At 71.9% G+C, this 16,279-nt stretch carries 15 protein-coding genes and 1 pseudogene; 9 read left to right on the top strand and 7 right to left on the bottom strand.

Annotation, left to right across the window (positions count from 1 at the left end; genetic code table 11):
* Positions 1-107: 107 nt before the first annotated feature.
* The gene (locus G3I53_RS25075; protein ID WP_343239576.1) at positions 108-572 is read left to right on the top strand and encodes a contact-dependent growth inhibition system immunity protein; all 465 of its coding nucleotides are present in this window, start codon (positions 108-110) and stop codon (positions 570-572) included.
* Here G3I53_RS25075 and G3I53_RS25070 read toward each other — a convergent pair.
* Positions 475-783, bottom strand: coding sequence for a hypothetical protein (locus tag G3I53_RS25070; protein WP_343239577.1), 309 nt, complete (start codon positions 781-783; stop codon positions 475-477). The two genes, G3I53_RS25075 and G3I53_RS25070, sit on opposite strands and share 98 nt — an antisense overlap.
* A gap of 75 nt (positions 784-858) precedes the next feature.
* On the opposite strand from G3I53_RS25070, the gene G3I53_RS25065 reads away from it, so the two are divergent.
* The 5 genes from G3I53_RS25065 to G3I53_RS25045 all read left to right on the top strand — a co-directional run bounded on the left by G3I53_RS25065 (position 859) and on the right by G3I53_RS25045 (position 6,073).
* Positions 859-1,110, top strand: coding sequence for a hypothetical protein (locus G3I53_RS25065; RefSeq protein ID WP_164337772.1), 252 nt, complete (start codon positions 859-861; stop codon positions 1,108-1,110).
* A gap of 624 nt (positions 1,111-1,734) precedes the next feature.
* The gene (locus tag G3I53_RS25060; RefSeq protein WP_164337771.1) at positions 1,735-2,490 is read left to right on the top strand and encodes a (5-formylfuran-3-yl)methyl phosphate synthase; all 756 of its coding nucleotides are present in this window, start codon (positions 1,735-1,737) and stop codon (positions 2,488-2,490) included.
* Positions 2,491-2,498: 8 nt separating this feature from the next.
* The gene (locus tag G3I53_RS25055) at positions 2,499-3,938 is read left to right on the top strand and encodes an aldehyde dehydrogenase family protein (RefSeq protein ID WP_164337770.1); all 1,440 of its coding nucleotides are present in this window, start codon (positions 2,499-2,501) and stop codon (positions 3,936-3,938) included.
* Complete coding sequence (locus G3I53_RS25050; protein ID WP_164337769.1) at positions 3,935-5,041, top strand: NAD(P)-dependent alcohol dehydrogenase; 1,107 nt, start codon at positions 3,935-3,937, stop codon at positions 5,039-5,041. Before G3I53_RS25055 ends, G3I53_RS25050 begins: the two co-directional genes overlap by 4 nt.
* Positions 5,042-5,149: 108 nt before the next feature.
* Positions 5,150-6,073, top strand: a complete 924-nt coding sequence (locus G3I53_RS25045) for a class I SAM-dependent methyltransferase (RefSeq protein ID WP_164337768.1) — start codon at positions 5,150-5,152, stop codon at positions 6,071-6,073.
* A gap of 258 nt (positions 6,074-6,331) precedes the next feature.
* Here G3I53_RS25045 and G3I53_RS25040 read toward each other — a convergent pair whose 3' ends face one another.
* On the bottom strand, positions 6,332-6,865 hold the full coding sequence (locus G3I53_RS25040; protein WP_164337767.1) for an EF-hand domain-containing protein: 534 nt from the start codon (positions 6,863-6,865) through the stop codon (positions 6,332-6,334).
* Positions 6,866-7,363: 498 nt separating this feature from the next.
* Positions 7,364-9,832, bottom strand: a complete 2,469-nt coding sequence (uvrA, locus tag G3I53_RS25035; protein WP_164337766.1) for an excinuclease ABC subunit UvrA — start codon at positions 9,830-9,832, stop codon at positions 7,364-7,366.
* Between the two features lie 335 nt (positions 9,833-10,167).
* Between uvrA and G3I53_RS25030 the strand changes: the two genes are divergently transcribed.
* Positions 10,168-10,758: a class I SAM-dependent methyltransferase gene (locus G3I53_RS25030; RefSeq protein WP_164337765.1), complete on the top strand. Its 591-nt coding sequence runs from the start codon at positions 10,168-10,170 to the stop codon at positions 10,756-10,758.
* Between the two features lie 176 nt (positions 10,759-10,934).
* Here the strand turns inward: G3I53_RS25030 and G3I53_RS25025 are convergent, their stop codons facing one another.
* Genes G3I53_RS25025 through G3I53_RS25015 form a run of 3 tightly spaced genes read right to left on the bottom strand, consistent with a single transcriptional unit; the run spans position 10,935 to position 13,190 of the window.
* The gene (locus tag G3I53_RS25025) at positions 10,935-11,822 is read right to left on the bottom strand and encodes a cytochrome c biogenesis CcdA family protein (RefSeq protein WP_164337764.1); all 888 of its coding nucleotides are present in this window, start codon (positions 11,820-11,822) and stop codon (positions 10,935-10,937) included.
* Complete coding sequence (locus G3I53_RS25020) at positions 11,815-12,606, bottom strand: DsbA family protein (RefSeq protein WP_164337763.1); 792 nt, start codon at positions 12,604-12,606, stop codon at positions 11,815-11,817. The genes G3I53_RS25025 and G3I53_RS25020 overlap by 8 nt, the downstream gene beginning before the upstream one ends.
* A gap of 59 nt (positions 12,607-12,665) precedes the next feature.
* Positions 12,666-13,190 carry a hypothetical protein gene (locus G3I53_RS25015; RefSeq protein ID WP_164337762.1) on the bottom strand — a complete coding sequence of 175 codons (525 nt, stop codon included), beginning with the start codon at positions 13,188-13,190 and terminating at the stop codon, positions 12,666-12,668.
* A gap of 820 nt (positions 13,191-14,010) precedes the next feature.
* Between G3I53_RS25015 and G3I53_RS25010 the strand changes: the two genes are divergently transcribed.
* Positions 14,011-14,385, top strand: a complete 375-nt coding sequence (locus G3I53_RS25010; RefSeq protein ID WP_343240685.1) for a squalene/phytoene synthase family protein — start codon at positions 14,011-14,013, stop codon at positions 14,383-14,385.
* Between the two features lie 96 nt (positions 14,386-14,481).
* Here the strand turns inward: G3I53_RS25010 and G3I53_RS25005 are convergent, their stop codons facing one another.
* Complete coding sequence (locus G3I53_RS25005; protein ID WP_164337760.1) at positions 14,482-15,501, bottom strand: NADP-dependent oxidoreductase; 1,020 nt, start codon at positions 15,499-15,501, stop codon at positions 14,482-14,484.
* Positions 15,502-15,653: 152 nt separating this feature from the next.
* On the opposite strand from G3I53_RS25005, the pseudogene G3I53_RS34110 reads away from it, so the two are divergent.
* A pseudogene (locus tag G3I53_RS34110) lies at positions 15,654-16,279 on the top strand (IS5 family transposase); the annotation flags it as partial.

The raw sequence follows: 16,279 nt of genomic DNA, 5'->3' as shown, positions 1-16,279 counted from the left end.
CTAGCAAATGAGGCGAGGAGCACCCTAAGCCATTTTCCATGGTTCCCATGAACGGCACCACCTGCTGCAGACCACGTAGGGAGCACCCGAGCTGACGTGTCTACGTCATGTGGTGGGTACGCAAAGGGCCGGGCGCTTCTGTGGGTGAAGGGGCGGTGGCTGTCGAGTACCGGGGTGGCACGGGGAATGGCTTGGGCGGTTCGTCGCAGTCATCGCTGCCCGAGCGGATGCTGCTGGTGGACGCTACCGCTGTGCGCCATCGAGGTCGGCCCGCGGCTCTCAGGCTGGCTGCAGATCCAACGTGGGACGAACGGTCGGTGACTCGACTCGTGAACCGTGACCGCTCCCTCGAGGAGCTCGAGGGTGATCCCGGGGTGACCCCCTTGGACAGTGCAAGGCGGCTGGTGGCGACCGTGCATGAGCTTCGTCGTAAACCGATCGGTGGCTTGACGGTCGAGGACTTGCGGCTACTGATCAGACAGAACGAGGGCCTTGCTTACTGTCCTCAGCGTGGAACTGGTCGACGATCGCCTGCAGTTCGGGCAGTATGGCTGCGCATTGAGCGGTCGTGAGCGATCCCTCATCGTCTTGATGGTCGAGCAGCGGTGCCAGCGTGGTGGAGACACTGCTCCACGCACGGTCTCCACCGAATCCGCGCATCTCAGCCAGAGTGAACCCGTCTGTGCTGGCCAGCCACTCCCGGAACAGGTGGAAGCCGGTGTAGGACCAGGAAACGTCAGGGCTGGTCACGTCGCCGTCTCCGGGGAAGAGCATGAGCCCCACCGTGTCCTCCTTTATAGGCATGCTGCTCAGGATCAGTCGCAGGGCGACGTGTCGGCAACTGAAATGATCTGCCGCATGGCTGGTGTGATCACGGCGTCGGAGCCCGCATGGCACGAACTCCCTCTGGAAGTCCGCAAGCCCGCCCGCCTCATGCTCATCGGCGGGGAGGGGAGGGGGCTTCCCCGAGCCCATCTGGTGCGCTGCAACTTCGTCGGCCGGGACCGTGCCGAGAGCGACGTCGCCCGCGCCTCCTTGGCCCGCCGGGACGACCGCTTCGGGCGAGTGGACACTTCCCTCCCGTACACCCCGGCCTCCGCCCCCTTCTGACAGCGACACCCGGGACACCGTGAGCGGCCGGACGGCCGACTGCGAACGGGTGGTCGGGACCTAGCGAGGGGACCCGACGAACACTCGGCCTCGAACTGCCGAGCCGCCACGCCGGAGTACTCCTCTCCGCAATGGAGTCGCGTCTATGCCGCGTGCCTCGTGGCCTCAGCCTGCCCGGCCACACCTTCCACGCCGACCAGGCGCGCAGGCCACCGGCCGGAGGTAGCGGCGGACGGCCTCGACCAGAACAGACCGGCCGCACGAACCCCCACGTGCCGTCGAGCGGGCAGCGCCGGCATGTGCCCGGGGGAGCGGAGCGCAGATTGCGCATTGCCAAGGACGGCCCGCCCCCGCTGTCCGGCGAGCGCCAGGCCACCCGAGGGCGACGTCCGACTGGACGAAAGAGTGTCCATTCACCCCTGTTCGTACCGTTGTGCACGGCGCGCCGAAGGGGGGAGAAGCCCCCGATGGACACTCTTCGCGCTCTTTCGATTTCACTGAGTGACGGAAAGGATGGGCGGCACCGCACATGAACCGGATCATCCGCCGACCCCGCCGACCTCGCCGCCCCGCCGGCCCTGGCGGTCCCTCGGCCGAGGGCGTCGGCGGCGAAAGGAGTTCACGGTGTTGCTTCTCATCTCCCCGGACGGTGTCCAGGAGGCGCTCGAGTGCGCGAAAGCCGCGGAGCACCTCGACATCGTCGACGTCAAGAAGCCCGACGAGGGCTCCCTCGGCGCCAACTTCCCCTGGGTCATCCGGGACATCCGTGACGCCGTACCGGCTGACAAGCCGGTGTCCGCAACCGTGGGGGACGTCCCGTACAAGCCCGGCACGGTGGCCCAGGCCGCACTCGGCGCGGTCGTGTCGGGAGCGACGTACATCAAGGTCGGACTCTACGGCTGCACGACGCCCGGCCAGGGCATCGAGGTCATGCGCGCGGTCGTCCGTGCGGTGAAGGACCACCGTCCCGATGCCCTCGTCGTCGCTTCCGGCTATGCCGACGCCCACCGGATCGGCTGCGTCAACCCGCTCTCCCTGCCCGACATCGCCGCCCGCTCCGGCGCCGACGCCGCCATGCTCGACACCGCGATCAAGGACGGCACGCGGTTGTTCGACCACATGCCGCCGGACGCCTGCGCCGAGTTCGTCCGGCTGGCCCACGCCGCCGGCCTGCTGGCCGCCCTCGCCGGCAGCGTCCAGAGGACCGACCTCGCCTCGCTCACCCGCATCGGGACGGACATCGTCGGAGTGCGCGGAGCGGTCTGCGAGGGCGGCGACCGCAACGCCGGGCGGATCCGGCCGCACCTGGTGGCCGCCTTCCGGGCGGAGATGGACCAGCACGCCCGGGAACACGCCGCCGACACCACCGCAGTGGGCTGACCGCCGGAATGGCGACGACACATACCGAGCACGAATTCGAGCCCGCCCGGGTCCCCGGACACCGGGACGCGCCTCTCCCCGTCGTCGATCCGGCCACCGGAGAAGCCTTCGCCGAAGCCCCCGACCAGCAGCCGGACGCACTCGACGCCCTCATCGACCGGTCCCACCGGGCCTGGCGCGACTGGCGTACCGACCCGGCCGTCCGGTCCACGGCTCTGCGCGCGGCGGCCGACGCCGTGGAAGCGGCCGGTGACGACCTCGCCCGGCTGCTCACCCGGGAACAGGGCAAGCCTCTGACCGAGTCGCACGCGGAGGTCGCCCGCACGGCCGCCCGCCTGCGCTACTTCGCCGAACTGGCCCAACTGGCCCCCAGAACCCGGCGGATCGACGACGGTCGGCCCGTGCACAGCGAGGTCCGTTGGCGTTCCCTCGGACCCGTCGCCGCGATCGTGCCGTGGAACTTCCCGCTCCAGCTCGCGGCGGCGAAGTTCGCACCCGCGCTCGCGGCGGGCAACACCGTGATCCTCAAACCGTCCCCCCACACCCCCCTCGCCACCCGGCTGCTCGGCTCCGTCCTCACCACCGTCCTGCCGCCGGAGGTGCTCACGGTCGTGACCGGCCGGGAACCGCTCGGCGCCCGCCTCACCTCCCACCCCGGCATCCGCCACGTCACCTTCACCGGCTCGGTGCCGACCGGGCGGGCCGTCGCCGGAGCGGCGGCTGCCTCGCTCGCCCGGGTCACCCTGGAACTGGGCGGCAACGACGCCGCCGTCCTGCTGGACGACGTCGACGTGGAACGCATCGCGGACCGGCTGTTCTGGGCCGCCTTCCGCAACTGCGGGCAGGTCTGCATGGCCGTCAAACGCGTCTACGTCCCCGCCCGGCTCCACGCCGACGTCGTCGAAGCCCTCGCCGAGCGCGCCACATCCGTCACCGTCGGGCCCGGCCTCGCCCCGGGTACCCGGCTGGGTCCGGTCAACAACGCGCCCCAACTGGCCCGTGTCGCACACCTGGTGCGGCAGGCCCTCGCGGACGGCGCTCGGGCGGCTGCCGGCGGCCACCGGCTCACCGGATCCGGCTACTTCTTCGCCCCGACGATTCTCACCGACGTCCCGCCCGACAACCCGGTGGTGACGGAGGAACAGTTCGGGCCGGTCCTGCCGGTGCTGCCGTACCGGACCACCGACGAAGCCGTGGACGCCGCCAACAGCACCGGCATGGGACTGGGCGGATCCGTGTGGGGCACCGACACCGACCGCGCGGCGGCGGTGGCCGAACGGCTCGAATGCGGCACGGCCTGGATCAACCACCATGCCGAACTGTCCCTCGCCCAGCCCTTCGCCGGCGCCAAGGACAGCGGCGTCGGCGTGGCGGGCGGGCCGTGGGGGCTGTACGGCAACCTGCGGCCGTTCGTCGTCCACCGCCCCCAGGAGGAGGCCCGCACGTGAGGTTCCGAGCGGCCGTCCTGCGCTCCTACGACGCGCCCTTCACCGTGGAGGAGGTGGCACTGCGGACGGAACCCGCCGCCGGTGAGATCCTCGTTGCCGTCGCCGGCTGCGGGATGTGCCGGACCGATCTGGCGGTCCGGCGATCGGCCGGCAGCAGCCCGCTGCCGGCGGTGCTCGGCCACGAGGGCTCCGGGACCGTGCTGGCCACCGGCGGCGGCCCCGACACCGCCATCGGCGTCGGCGACCACGTCGTACTGAGCTTCGACTCCTGCGGAACCTGCCGCAACTGCCGGGACGCGGCCCCTGCCTACTGCGACTCCTTCGCCTCCCTCAACCTCTTCGGGGGACGCAAGGAGGACGTGCCGCGGCTCACCGACGCGGCGGGGGACGCGCTGGCCCCCCGGTGGTTCGGCCAGTCGTCCTTCGCCGAGTACGCGCTCGTCCCGGCCCGCAACGCCGTCCGGGTCGACCCCACACTGCCCGTCGAACTGCTCGGACCTCTCGGCTGCGGCTTCCTCACCGGCGCCGGGGCCGTACTGAACACCTTCGCCGTCGGCCCGGGGGACACCCTCGTCGTCCTCGGCGCCGGGGCTGTGGGCCTGGCCGCGGTGATGGCGGCCGAAGCCGCCGGAGCCTTGACCGTGGCCGTCGACCGGCACCCGCAACGGCTCGCCCTGGCCGAACGGTTCGGCGCCACCCCCGTGCCCGTTGGGACGACCGGACTGGTCGAGCGCGTCCGGCGGCTCACCGACGGCGGCGCCCAGTACGCGCTCGACACCACGGCCTCCGCCCCGCTCATCAACGACGCGCTCCGGGCCCTGCGCCCGAGAGGCAGCCTCGCCCTCGTGGCACGGCTGCACACCGCGCTGCCGCTCGAGCCGGGCACGCTCGACCGCGGCCGCAGCATCCGCCACGTCTGCGAAGGGGACGCCGTCCCCGCCGTGCTGATACCGCGGCTGACCCGACTCTGGCAGGCCGGGCGCTTCCCCTTCGACCAGCTCGTCCGCACCTACCCGCTGGCCGACATCAACGAGGCCGAGCGCGACTGCGACGCAGGCCGCGTGGTCAAACCGGTCCTGCTTCCGGCAAGAAGCGACCTGTAGGCGCGGTGCGCGGGCCGGCACGGCCCCCGCACTCCCTTCCACTCCCACGAAGCACGGCTCCCCCTCATCTCCCCTCACCCCCCACTCGCACTCCCGCATGGAGGAGACATGACCGGCACGACACACCAACAGGCGGACGTGGAAGGCGTGGACGCAGGAGTCGGCCTGACCGCCCTTCTGGTCGCCGCGGCCCGGGCGATCGAGACCCACCGCCCGGACAGCCTGGCCCGGGACGCCTACGCGGAGCACTTCGTCCGCGCCGCTCCGGCCTGCGCCCACTGGCCGGGCCGCATCGAGGAGGTCCCGGACGGGGACGACGACCCGTTGTGGGGCCGTTTCGCCCGCTACTTCGGCCTGCGGACCAGAGTGCTCGACGACTTCCTGCTCACCTCGGTCCGCACGGGACCCCGGCAGGTGGTGCTGCTGGGCGCGGGACTGGACACCCGCGCCTTCCGGCTGGACTGGCCCGCCGGCTGCTCGGTCTTCGAGGTCGACCGGGCGAGCGTGCTGGCGTTCAAGCAGCACGTGCTCACGAATCTGTCCCCCACCCGGAATCTCTCCACCGCTCCGAAGGTGAAGCGGGTGCTCGTCCCGGTCGACCTGCGAGCGGACTGGGTCGACGCTCTGACGACCGCCGGCTTCGACCCGGGCGCCCCCAGCGTCTGGCTGGCGGAGGGACTGCTCTTCTACCTGCCGGCTCCCGCGGAGACCCACCTCATCGACACGTTGGACGGACTGACCACCGGAGGAAGCGCCCTGGCGTTCGAAGCCAAACTGGAGAAGGACCTGCTGGCCTACCGCGACAGCCCGATCTACACGGCGACGCGCGAGCAGACCGGCATCGACCTGCTGCACCTGTTCGACAGGGAGCCGCGCCCCGATTCCGCGGGGACCCTGGCTGGCAGGGGCTGGTCCACCTCGACCCACACGCCCTTCGACTTCACCGTCCGACACGGACGCGGCCCCCTCCCCGAGCCGAACGACGCGTTGGAGGGCAACCGGTGGGTGTTCGCGCACAAACCCCGGCCCTGACGCCCGCAGCGCCGACGCAGCGGACGCCAGGCGCCGAGGGCGCCGAGAGCAGCCCAGGGCTGACCGGCCCCAGCCCCCGGACCGACGGACGATTCCGCGGGAGCCGGCCCCTGGAGGACTCGGCCGGGGCCGGCCCGGGACGACTCGGCTGGAGTCGGGCGGACCGGCGGGCGGTTCCGGTCGGGGCCGCCCGGGGCCGTGGCCGCCCCGAGTCGTGTGCGCGCAGCCCGCATCCACGGACTCCGGTGACGGGCCGGTTCAGACGGCCCGCGCCACCACCAGCCGGTCGCCGGGGATCCCGGCCAGGTCCGGCGCGTAGAAGTCCTCGATGCCTGCTGCCCAGACGGCCACGGTGATGCGGTCCTCGGCGTCCGGACCGAAGGCATCGAAGAGGGCGTGGATGTTCTCCTCCTCGAACCCGATCGCCCTCATCAGGGCCACGAACAGGGGGCGTTCGATGAAGCCGTCCCCGTCGGGGTCGCCGAGTGCGGCGAGTGCCTGGGCGAACTCACGGATCGTGGGACCGAACCGCTGCGGGTCGAGCACGAACGGACGGAACTCCTCCACGGTGATCACGCCGTCGCCGTTGGCGTCCAGCTCGGTGGCCAGCGTTGTCCAGTAGCGGCGGAACGCGGCCCGGATCGCCTCCTTGGCGCTGTCGTCCGACGCGACCGCCGCCTCCAGAACACGTTCCGTCATCAGGTCGAAGTCGTCGGAGTCCACGACTCCGTTGCCATTGGCGTCGAAGAGGGAGAAGACCAGCTCGACCCGCTTGGCGGCCTCAGTTCGCATGTCCATCACCTGTCCGTCTGCGACCCGTCGATCCCGGGCCGACCCCATGTGTGCCGCCACCGCTCCGGCCCGCGAGACGGTCACGTCGGCCGCACAGGAGCGACCGGACGTCCACGATGCCCGTGCCCTCGACTGTCCTGCCCGCCTCGGCACGCACGGTGGCATGCGTCCATGGAACCCGCCCAGGAGTACACGAGGCACTCCAACAGAACATTTGGTAGGGAATAGTCAGAAATCAGAATGAAAGCTGAGCGAACCTGCCACGTTGGCCCCCGCACCTGCGCGATCGAGTCGCAGCGACCGAACCCGTTCGTCAGCTCATCGGACGGCAGCCGTGGAGCACGCGATCACCGCCTCGAGCACGGGGGGGGCAGTCTTGACCACCGGCCGACTGGTCCACCGCAGCCCACTGAACTGCGGGCCCGCACACGGATGTTCGGAGCCGGCGCACGCGGACGGCTCCACCGGGCGGGTGCGGTTCAGGCCCCCGCCCGGTCCTCAGGAGCGCTCGAGCTGCCGGGCCAGGTAAGGGGCGGTGGCGCTGGCCGGGTTCGCGGCGACCTCGGCAGGGGTGCCGGTGGCGACCACGCGGCCGCCCGCGTCACCGCCGCCGGGGCCCAGGTCGATGACCCAGTCGGTGGAGGCGACGGTGGCGAGGTCGTGCTCGACCAGGACGACCGTGTTGCCGATGTCGACGAGCCGGTGCAGATGCCGCAACAGCAGCTGGACGTCGGCGGGGTGCAGTCCCTCCGTGGGCTCGTCGAGCAGGTAGAGAGTGTGGCCCCGGCGGGCTCGCTGCAGTTCGGTGGCGAGCTTGATGCGCTGGGCCTCGCCACCGCTGAGCTCGGTCGCCGGCTGGCCCAGCCGCAGATACCCCAGCCCGACGTCCCGGAGCGTCTCCAGACTGCGCGAGGCGGCCGGGGCGTCGGCGAGGAACGTCGCGGCCTCGTCCACCGACATCGCCAGCACCTCTGCGATGTTCCTGCCGCGGTGGGTCACCTCGAGCGTCTCGGCGTTGTAGCGCGCACCGTGGCAGGTGGGGCAGGGCGCGTAGGTGCCGGGCAGGAACAGCAGCTCGACCGCGACGAATCCCTCCCCTTGGCAGGTCTCGCACCGGCCCTCCGCCACGTTGAAGGAGAACCTGCCGGCGGTGTAGCCGCGCGCCCGGGCCTCGGCGGTCGACGCGTAGAGCCGGCGCACCGCGTCGAACATGCCGGTGTAGGTCGCGAGGTTGGACCGGGGGGTACGGCCGATGGGCCGCTGGTCGACCAGGACCAGACGGTCGAAGGACTCGAGCCCGGCGGCTTCCAGGAGACCGACCGGGGCAGCGGCGTCGTCCTGCTCCTCCGGCGCCTGGCCGAGATGACGTCCCACGACTTCGGCGAGCACCTGCGTGACGAGGGTCGACTTGCCGGAACCGGAGACACCGGTCACCGCCGTCAGCACCCGGAGCGGCACGTCGACGGACAGGTCGCGCAGGTTGTGGCGGGTCACACCGGTCAGGTGCAGCCAGCCCTGCGGGGACCGGGTGCGGTGCCCGAACGGCCGGGCGCGCCCGAACAGGTGCCGGCCGGTGGCCGACTCCTCCACGTCCTCCAGACCGGCGACCGGGCCGCTGTAGAGCACCCGCCCGCCGCCCCCGCCCGCGCCGGGGCCGATGTCGACCACCCAGTCGGCCCGGCGCACGACATCGAGATCGTGCTCGACGACGAACAGCGAGTTGCCCGACGCCCTGAGCTGGTCGAGCACGTCCAGCAGTGGCTCCGCGTCCGCCGGGTGCAGGCCCGCGGACGGCTCGTCGAGCACATAGACCACACCGAACAGCCCCGAACGCAGCTGGGTGGCGATCCGCAGGCGTTGGGCCTCGCCCGGCGACAGGGTTGTCGAGCGCCGTCCGAGGCCGAGGTAGCCCAGGCCGAGACGGAGCAGCACGTCGATCCGGGCGACCAGGTCGCCGCAGATGCGCACCGCGACCTCGGTCGACTCCCCGGACCCGGCGGTGGGCGTCGCGGCGGCCGCCTCGGGCAGGTCCGCCACCGGCCGCAGCAGCTTCACGACCTCGGCCAGCGGCATGGCGTTGACCTCGGCGATCGAGCGACCGGCGAAGGTGACCGCGAGCGCCTCCGGCCGGATGCGGCTGCCGCCGCACTCAGGACAGGTCACGCTCCGGACGAAGCGCATCGCCCGGTCGCGCATCCGCTGGCTCTTGGAGTCGGCGAGCACGTGCATGATGTGCTTGCGGGCGCTCCAGAATTTCCCGTGGTAGCTGTGGTCGATGCGGCCGGGTTCGGGCGGGATCAGGACGGACGGCTGCTCGTCGGTGTAGAGCAGCCAGTCCCGGTCCTCCTTGCTGAGCTCGCGCCACGGCGCGTCGACGTCGATGCCCAGAGCCCTCACGACGCTGCGCAGGTTGGCCCCCTGCCAGGCCCCCGGCCACGCGGCGATCGCGCCGTCGCGGATGCTCAGCGACGGGTCCGGCACCAGCAGCTCCTCGGCGACGTCGTGGACCACGCCCAGCCCGTGGCACCGGGGGCAGGCACCCGCCACGGTGTTCGGCGAGAACGCCTCGGCCTCCAGCCGCGCAGCTCCCCGGGGGTAGGTGCCCGCCCGCGAGTAGAGCATCCGCAGCAGGTTGGACAGCGTGGTGAGGGTGCCCACCGTCGACCGTGAACTCGCAGCCCCGCGGCGTTGTTGCAGGGCCACAGCCGGCGGCAGTCCGGTGATCTCCTGCACGTGCGGCGCGCCCACCTGATGAAGCAGCCTGCGGGCGTACGGCGCGACCGACTCGAAGTAGCGGCGCTGCGCCTCGGCGTAGAGCGTGCCGAACGCGAGCGAGGACTTCCCCGAACCGGAGACGCCGGTGAAGGCGACCATCGCGTCCCGGGGGATGTCGACGTCCACGTTGCGCAGGTTGTGCTCACCGGCGCCCCGGACGCGGACGAAGCCGTCGGGGGGATCGTCGGACATCTCGGCAGGCCAATCGACGGTCGGCGGAAACGGAGGCCCCGTGGAGGCGGTCGGACGGCCGGGCGGTCGCCGGTACGGAGGAGAGCACCGCCTTGAACGTCACGGTACCCGCCCGGCAGGGCCACCGCCGCCTCACGCCTCGCCGCCTCGTCGTCCGCCGGGCACCGGCCGCAACGGCAGGACGGCAGGACGGCAGGACGTCCACGCCGTGCTCGACCTGGCACACACGACGACGTGGACGGGTACGGCGCTGCGTCCCTGGGTACAGAGGACAACCGGGCCGGATCATGAGGCCGGACCGGGTCGTGAGGCCGGGCCGGTCATGGAGGAGACGTATGGATGCAAACGCCTGGGACGAGCGCTACCGGAGCGACGAACGCGTCTGGTCGGCCGAGCCGAACCGGTGGGTGGCGCGGGAGGCGGGCGATCTGCGCCCCGGGCGTGCCCTGGACCTGGCGGCGGGGGAGGGGCGCAACGCCGTCTGGCTGGCGAGCCGGGGCTGGCGGGTGGATGCCCTCGATTTCTCACCGGTCGCGGTGCGCAGGATCGAAACCACGGCCGAGCACTACCGGGAGACCGTGCATGCCACGGTCGCCGACGTCACCCGTCACGACCCCGATGAAGGCGCCTACGACCTGGTGCTGATCTCCTACCTGCACCTGCCCGGACCGGAGATGCAGGGCGTCCTGGAACGTGCCTGTCGTGCCGCCCGGCCCGGCGGCACGCTGCTGTTGGTCGGTCACGACGTCAGCAACCTCGAGCACGGTGTCGGTGGGCCGCAGGACGTGCGGGTGCTGTCCAGCGTCGAACAGGTCACCGCGACGTGGGGGCGGTGCGCCGACATTGTCGTCGCCGAGGTGGCCCGCCGCCCGGTCGAGGGCGCCGTGGCCCTCGACACGGTGGTCCGCGCCATCCGCCGGGACTGATCCCCGAGGCCCCTTGACTCGCGGGCGTGGACTGCTACAGCACCTGCTACGGCGGCTCCTCTTACGGAGCTCCCCGAGCGGCGCCGGGGCGGCGCTCGACGGTGCCCGCACCATGTGGAGGGGGCGAGGTCCTGGGAGAGCCGGGAACCCCGGGCCCTCCCAGGACACGCAAGGGGTCAGCCCTGTCCCCGCGCCGTGCCGTCCGCCCCGACGTGCTCCGCCGGAGGGTGTCGTTCCTCCTCGCGTCCGGAACCGGTACGCAGCAGCACGGCAAGGGCTGCGGCGGCCGCGACCGCGGACAGTCCGAGCAGCACGATGTGGTCGGGGACCGCGCCCGCCCACCGGGACAGTCGTTCCTCCCAGGCGAACTCCGTGTCCACTCCCATCAGGGACGGCAGGGCGGAGGTGCCGTCGAAGACCAGGAACAGGGCGCCGAGCAGGATGAACATCATCCCGCCGACCAGGGACGTGGTGTGCAGCGGGATCTTCCCGAGGTGGATCACCCGGCCGCGCAGCCACGCCCGGCGCCCGAGATCGTAACGGTCCCACAGGGCGGCCAGGACGAACATCGGTACCGCCATGCCCAGGGCGTAGACGGCCAGCAGCGAGCCGCCCCGCCAGGGGTTGCCGCCCATGGCGGCGACGGTGAGGACGGCGCCGAGGATCGGGCCCGCGCAGAAGCCCGCCAGGCCGTAGACCGAGCCCAGCGCCAGTACGGAGGCTCCGGACCCCGACCGGCGTCGGCCGGCCGCCTGCTGCAGGCGGCGCGAGCCGAATCCCCGGCCCAGCACCTGGGCCGCGCCGAGCGCGATGACCAGCCAGCCCCCGGCCGTGATCAGCGTGTCCCGGTGTCCGTGGAAGAGCCGCCCGGCGAAGGAGCCGGCCACTCCCAGCGGCACCAGGGTGAGGCAGAGCCCGGCGTAGAACAGGGCCGTGCGGCCCAGGAGCCGCGTGCGGCTGGTGAAGGAGTAGGCGAAGAAGGCCGGCAGCAGCAAGGCCGAGCAGGGGCTGAGCAGGGCCAGCAGGCCGCCGAGGAAGGCGACCAGCACACCGGGGTCACTCATCGCCGTCCCCTTCCGCCTTCCGCTGTGCCTGTTCGGCGGCCTCGTCGATGATGTCGGTGAAGACGTCCGTGGGCTGGGCGCCGAGGACCGGCCGGCCGTTGATCAGGAACGCGGGGGTGCTGGTGACCCCGATGCCGTAGCCCTCGTCGCTGTCCCGGGTGACGGCCCGGTGGGCGGCGTCGGAGGCCATGTCCTTCTCGAACCGTGCGAGGTCCTCGACACCGGCCGTCCGGGCCATGGCGAGGAGCTTGGCCGTGCTGAAGTCGCCCGCGTTGCGGCGGCGCGGCTCGCCGTACGCCTCGTCGTGGAATCGCCAGAAGCGGTCCTGCCGTCCGGCCGCCCAGCCGGCTCGCGCGGCCTGCTCGGACTCGGCGCCGAAGACGGGGAAGTTGCGCCACTCCATGCGCAGGACGCCCTTGTCGACGTAGTCGCGGATCAGATCCGGCTTGGTCTCGCGGGCGAACCGGCCGCAGAAGGGGCACTGGAAGTCGGAATACTCGATCAGCACGACGGGCGCGTCGGGGCTGCCGACGGCGAGCGGGTCGTCGGCGTCCCTACGGGCCAGGGCCAGCAGTTCCGGGTTCGCCGGCTCCTGCTGCTCGGGGGTGGCGGCCGTGGCGGGCGCGGCCGGGCCGTCCCCGCCGGTGTCGCGGCCGAGGGTGAGGGCGAGGACGGCGGTCACGACGGCGGCAGTCAGCACGATCACGGCGAGGATGCGCCGGGTGCGGCCGGCGCGCGGCCGTCCGGCCCGCGAGGAAGCGGCGGCGGAGGATGTTCCGGGCATGGTGGTGCTCCGAGGATGTGAGGAAGAACGAGGAGAGGTGTGTGCGGGGCGGTGACGGCTCAGGGGCGGACGGGCACGGGGCACGCGTCGGCCGTGGAGAGCCTGCGCAGGGCCGCCTCGGCCAGCAGGGCGAGCGAGAGGACGGCCACCAGCGGCTGCAGCGGTGCCCAGTAGGTGAGCGCGCCGGAGGTGCCGAGCAGGACCAGGACGAGCTTGTTGCAGACGGGGCAGCCCACCGCCAGCATCGACAGCACACCGCCGGCCGACCCGAGCCGCCCGACGGTCTTCGCGGACGGATCGCTGCCGTTCTCCGGCGCACGCCGGCCGTCGGAACCGGTGCCGTGCCGCGGACGGACGAAGGTGGCGAGCACCAGGCCGGCGAGCACCGCGGTGGCCGCGAGCACGGGGTAGTTCCACCACTGGACGGGGACGGCACGGGAGAACAGGGGCGAGGGGACCACGGCGGTGGGCACGCCCACCAGCACCGTGGTCAGTGCGGCACCGGCCGTGGCGGCGACCCACTGCGGGGACTGCCAGGCGGCCAGCGTCGCTCCCGCCCGGCGCAAGGACCGGGAGGAGGCCATGGAAGAAACTCCGTTTCGCTGAGGAGATGAAGGGACACGGCGCACGGGCCGGTCTAGATCCTCAGGACGGAGAGCTGTACGAGATGGGGCGCGGGCGGCGCCGCCTCCGACCCCACAGCGAGGGAGGCCGTGCCTGCCGGCGGACCCGGCGTCCCGTGCCGGTCGCCTACCGGTGACGGCAACGGCGGGTACAGACGCGGGCCTTCATGGGCGGACACGGTGTCGACGGCGGCCTGCCTGCCGCACCCCTCGGTGTCCGGCGACGAGGAGTCCGCCACCTGCTGGTGGCCGACGGCTTCCCCGGACCGGACGCTGTCCCGCTCCGCGGCGGCCGGGCTCGCGTACGGTCCGACAGCGGGCCGTACGTCGGCGGTGACCGAGGCCGGTTCTGCGATGGCCGAGGCTGGTTCTGCGGTGGCCGAGACGGGTTCGGCGCGGACGGATGCGGCCGCTACGGACTGGCCCGCCACACACAGGGACGAGACCAAAACGGCGACCAGCACCAGGACATGACCCAGCACGGAGCTCGCTCCGACGCGCGAAGAGGGCACTGTCATGGTCAGGACTCCGTGAGGCGATACCGCATGCGGGAGCCACGATAGGCCATACCAGCGGGGGTATGCCCCCGGGGTCCCAGCGAAGACGAGGACACCGGACAAGGACACCCAGACAAGGACACCAGACAAGGACACCCAGACAAGGACGCCCGGAGGAGGACACCCAGGGGAGGACACCCAGCCCCTCGGGCATCCGCTGACCACATACGGCGTCCGCCGACGGATGACGCACGTAGGCGGCGTACCGGAGGCGCCGGCGGCGCATCGCACGGACGCACGATCCGTCTATCCACGCGCTGATCCAGTTGATGCCGCCCACGCTGCGCCCGGCCCGGTGGGCACTGTGGGCGGCAGCGAGCGTCCTGGACGACGACCTGGCCGACCAGCAGGACGTCGCCCCGGCGGAGCGCGCGGCCCGCGTCCGGGCGTGGACGGCAGCCCTGCACCGCGACCCGGCCGCCGGCACCAGCACGGCCCCGGTCCGGCACGCTCTGGTGGACACGGCCCTGCGCCGGCATGGGGACCTGTCCGGCCTGCACGGTGCCATGGCCAACACCCGGGACGACACCCGCGGCCGGCACTTCCTCGACGACCTCACCGACAGAGTTCCAGGGGGTCTCTCACTCCGGCGCACCTGATTTCTCGACTTCGAACGTCCCGAAGACGTCGCGCTGTCCCCAGCGGCGGGTGACGAGCCACCGTCTCCGTCGGCGGCTCGTCACGAAAGATCGAGGCTAGTCGGAGAGCCGCACGATTACATTGCCGCGGTGTACGCCGGCAAGCAGCTCGTCCATGGCGGTGATGGCTCGCTGGAGGGGGCCCTCGAGGAGCGTCTGCGCGAACTTGATCCGGCCTTCGGCGTACCACCGCGCGTAGTGGGTGTTCCACGCCTGGATCTGCTCGGGGGTGTGCTTGGTGGAGAAGGGGCGGATCTGCACCTCGTGGACCAGTGCGGTCATGATGTCGAAGCGGGGGTGCCCACCGTCGCCCCCGCCGACCTGTCCAGCGAGGGTGCCGCACAGCGCGAAGCGGGCACCGAATGCCGTGTGCCGGAGTGCTGCCTCGAACTGGGAGCCGCCGATCGTGTCGAAGAAGACGGTGATCCCGTCGGGGGCCAGCTCGGTGAGCCGGTCGTCGAGGTCCTCGTTGCGGTAGTCGATGGCAGCGTCGAGACCGAGCTCGTCGACGAGATAGCGGGCCTTCTCGGGCCCGCCGGCGATGCCGATGACGAAGGCGGCGCCCCGTGCCTTGGCGATCTGGGCCGCCATCGACCCGACGCCACCGGCGGCCCCGCTGACGAGGACGACGTCGCCCTCGCCCACGGCGGCGATGTTGACCATGCCGTGGTAGGCGGGCACGCCCTGGTTGAGGAGGTACTCGGGACCGGGGAAGACGCCGTCCGGCACGGGGAACGCCTCACCCGGCCCGAGCAGGCTCTCCTCGCGCCAGCCCGACATGTGCAGCACGACGGTTCCCACCGGAAGATCGTCGGAGCGGGACTCGACGACTCTGCCGACCGCGGGGCCGTAGACCGGCTCGCCGACCCGGTAGACGGGCATCGGGATCTGGGTGGTCTCGAACATCAGGTCGCCGCTCGCCGCGATCAACTGCTGGAACAGGTTCCGCACCCGAACCTGGCCGGCGGCCGGCTCTTGCGGAGGCAGCGTGACCACCTCCAACAGCGAGCTGGGCGGCTGAGTCACGTCCTTACGATGCGCGCGCAGGACGACGGCGGATGAGGTCTGGACAGTCATGATGTGCCCTTCTCGGACGGTCCCTGGGACGCTGGAACAGTGGAACGGTGGACAAGCTCAGAGCTGGGTGGCGCCGCCATCCACGGCGAACTCGGCGCCCGCGGTGTAAGAGGTCCTAACAGAAGTCGCTGATGGTGTGACTGTCGGCTCAGATGCTCGTTGCTCTGTTCGTGGGGAAGAGGAACTCCCGTCCGTGGATCGTGTCGGACGAACTGTGGTCGCTGATCGAGCCGTTGTTGCCGGAGCCGGGTCCGAAGCTGGTCGCCGGGCGGCCGAGGGTTCCTGACCGGCAGGCTCTGTGCGGGATTCTGTTCGTCCTGCACACCGGCATCCAGTGGGAGTACCTACCCCAGGAGCTCGGCTTCGGCTCAGGCATGACGTGCTGGCGGCGGCTGGCCGCTTGGAACGAGGCCGGCGTGTGGGACCGCCTTCACGTCATCCTGCTGCAGAAGTTGCGGGCTGCGAAGCAGCTCGACTGGTCTCGGGCGGTGATCGACTCCAGCCATGTGCGGGCCGCTCGACGAGGCCCAAAAGCGGACCCAGCCCGGTCGACCGTGCGCGTCCGGGCAGCAAGCACCACGTCCTCGTCGACGGTCAGGGCGTCCCGCTCGCGGTGTCGCTGACCGGCGGCAACCGTAACGACGTCACGCAACTGCTGCCCCTCCTCGCCAAGGTCCCGTCCGTTGCGGGCCTGGTCGGGCGGCCGCGTCGGCGGCCCGACATGGTGCTCGGCGACCGTGGCTACGACCACGACAAGTACCGTCGGCTCGTGTGGGCT

It is taken from the genome of Streptomyces sp. SID14436, from assembly GCF_010548465.1.
Classification (GTDB): Bacteria; Actinomycetota; Actinomycetes; order Streptomycetales; family Streptomycetaceae; genus Streptomyces.
Note: the sequence above shows the minus strand (reverse complement) of the source record. Positions and strands in the feature narration are given on the sequence as shown.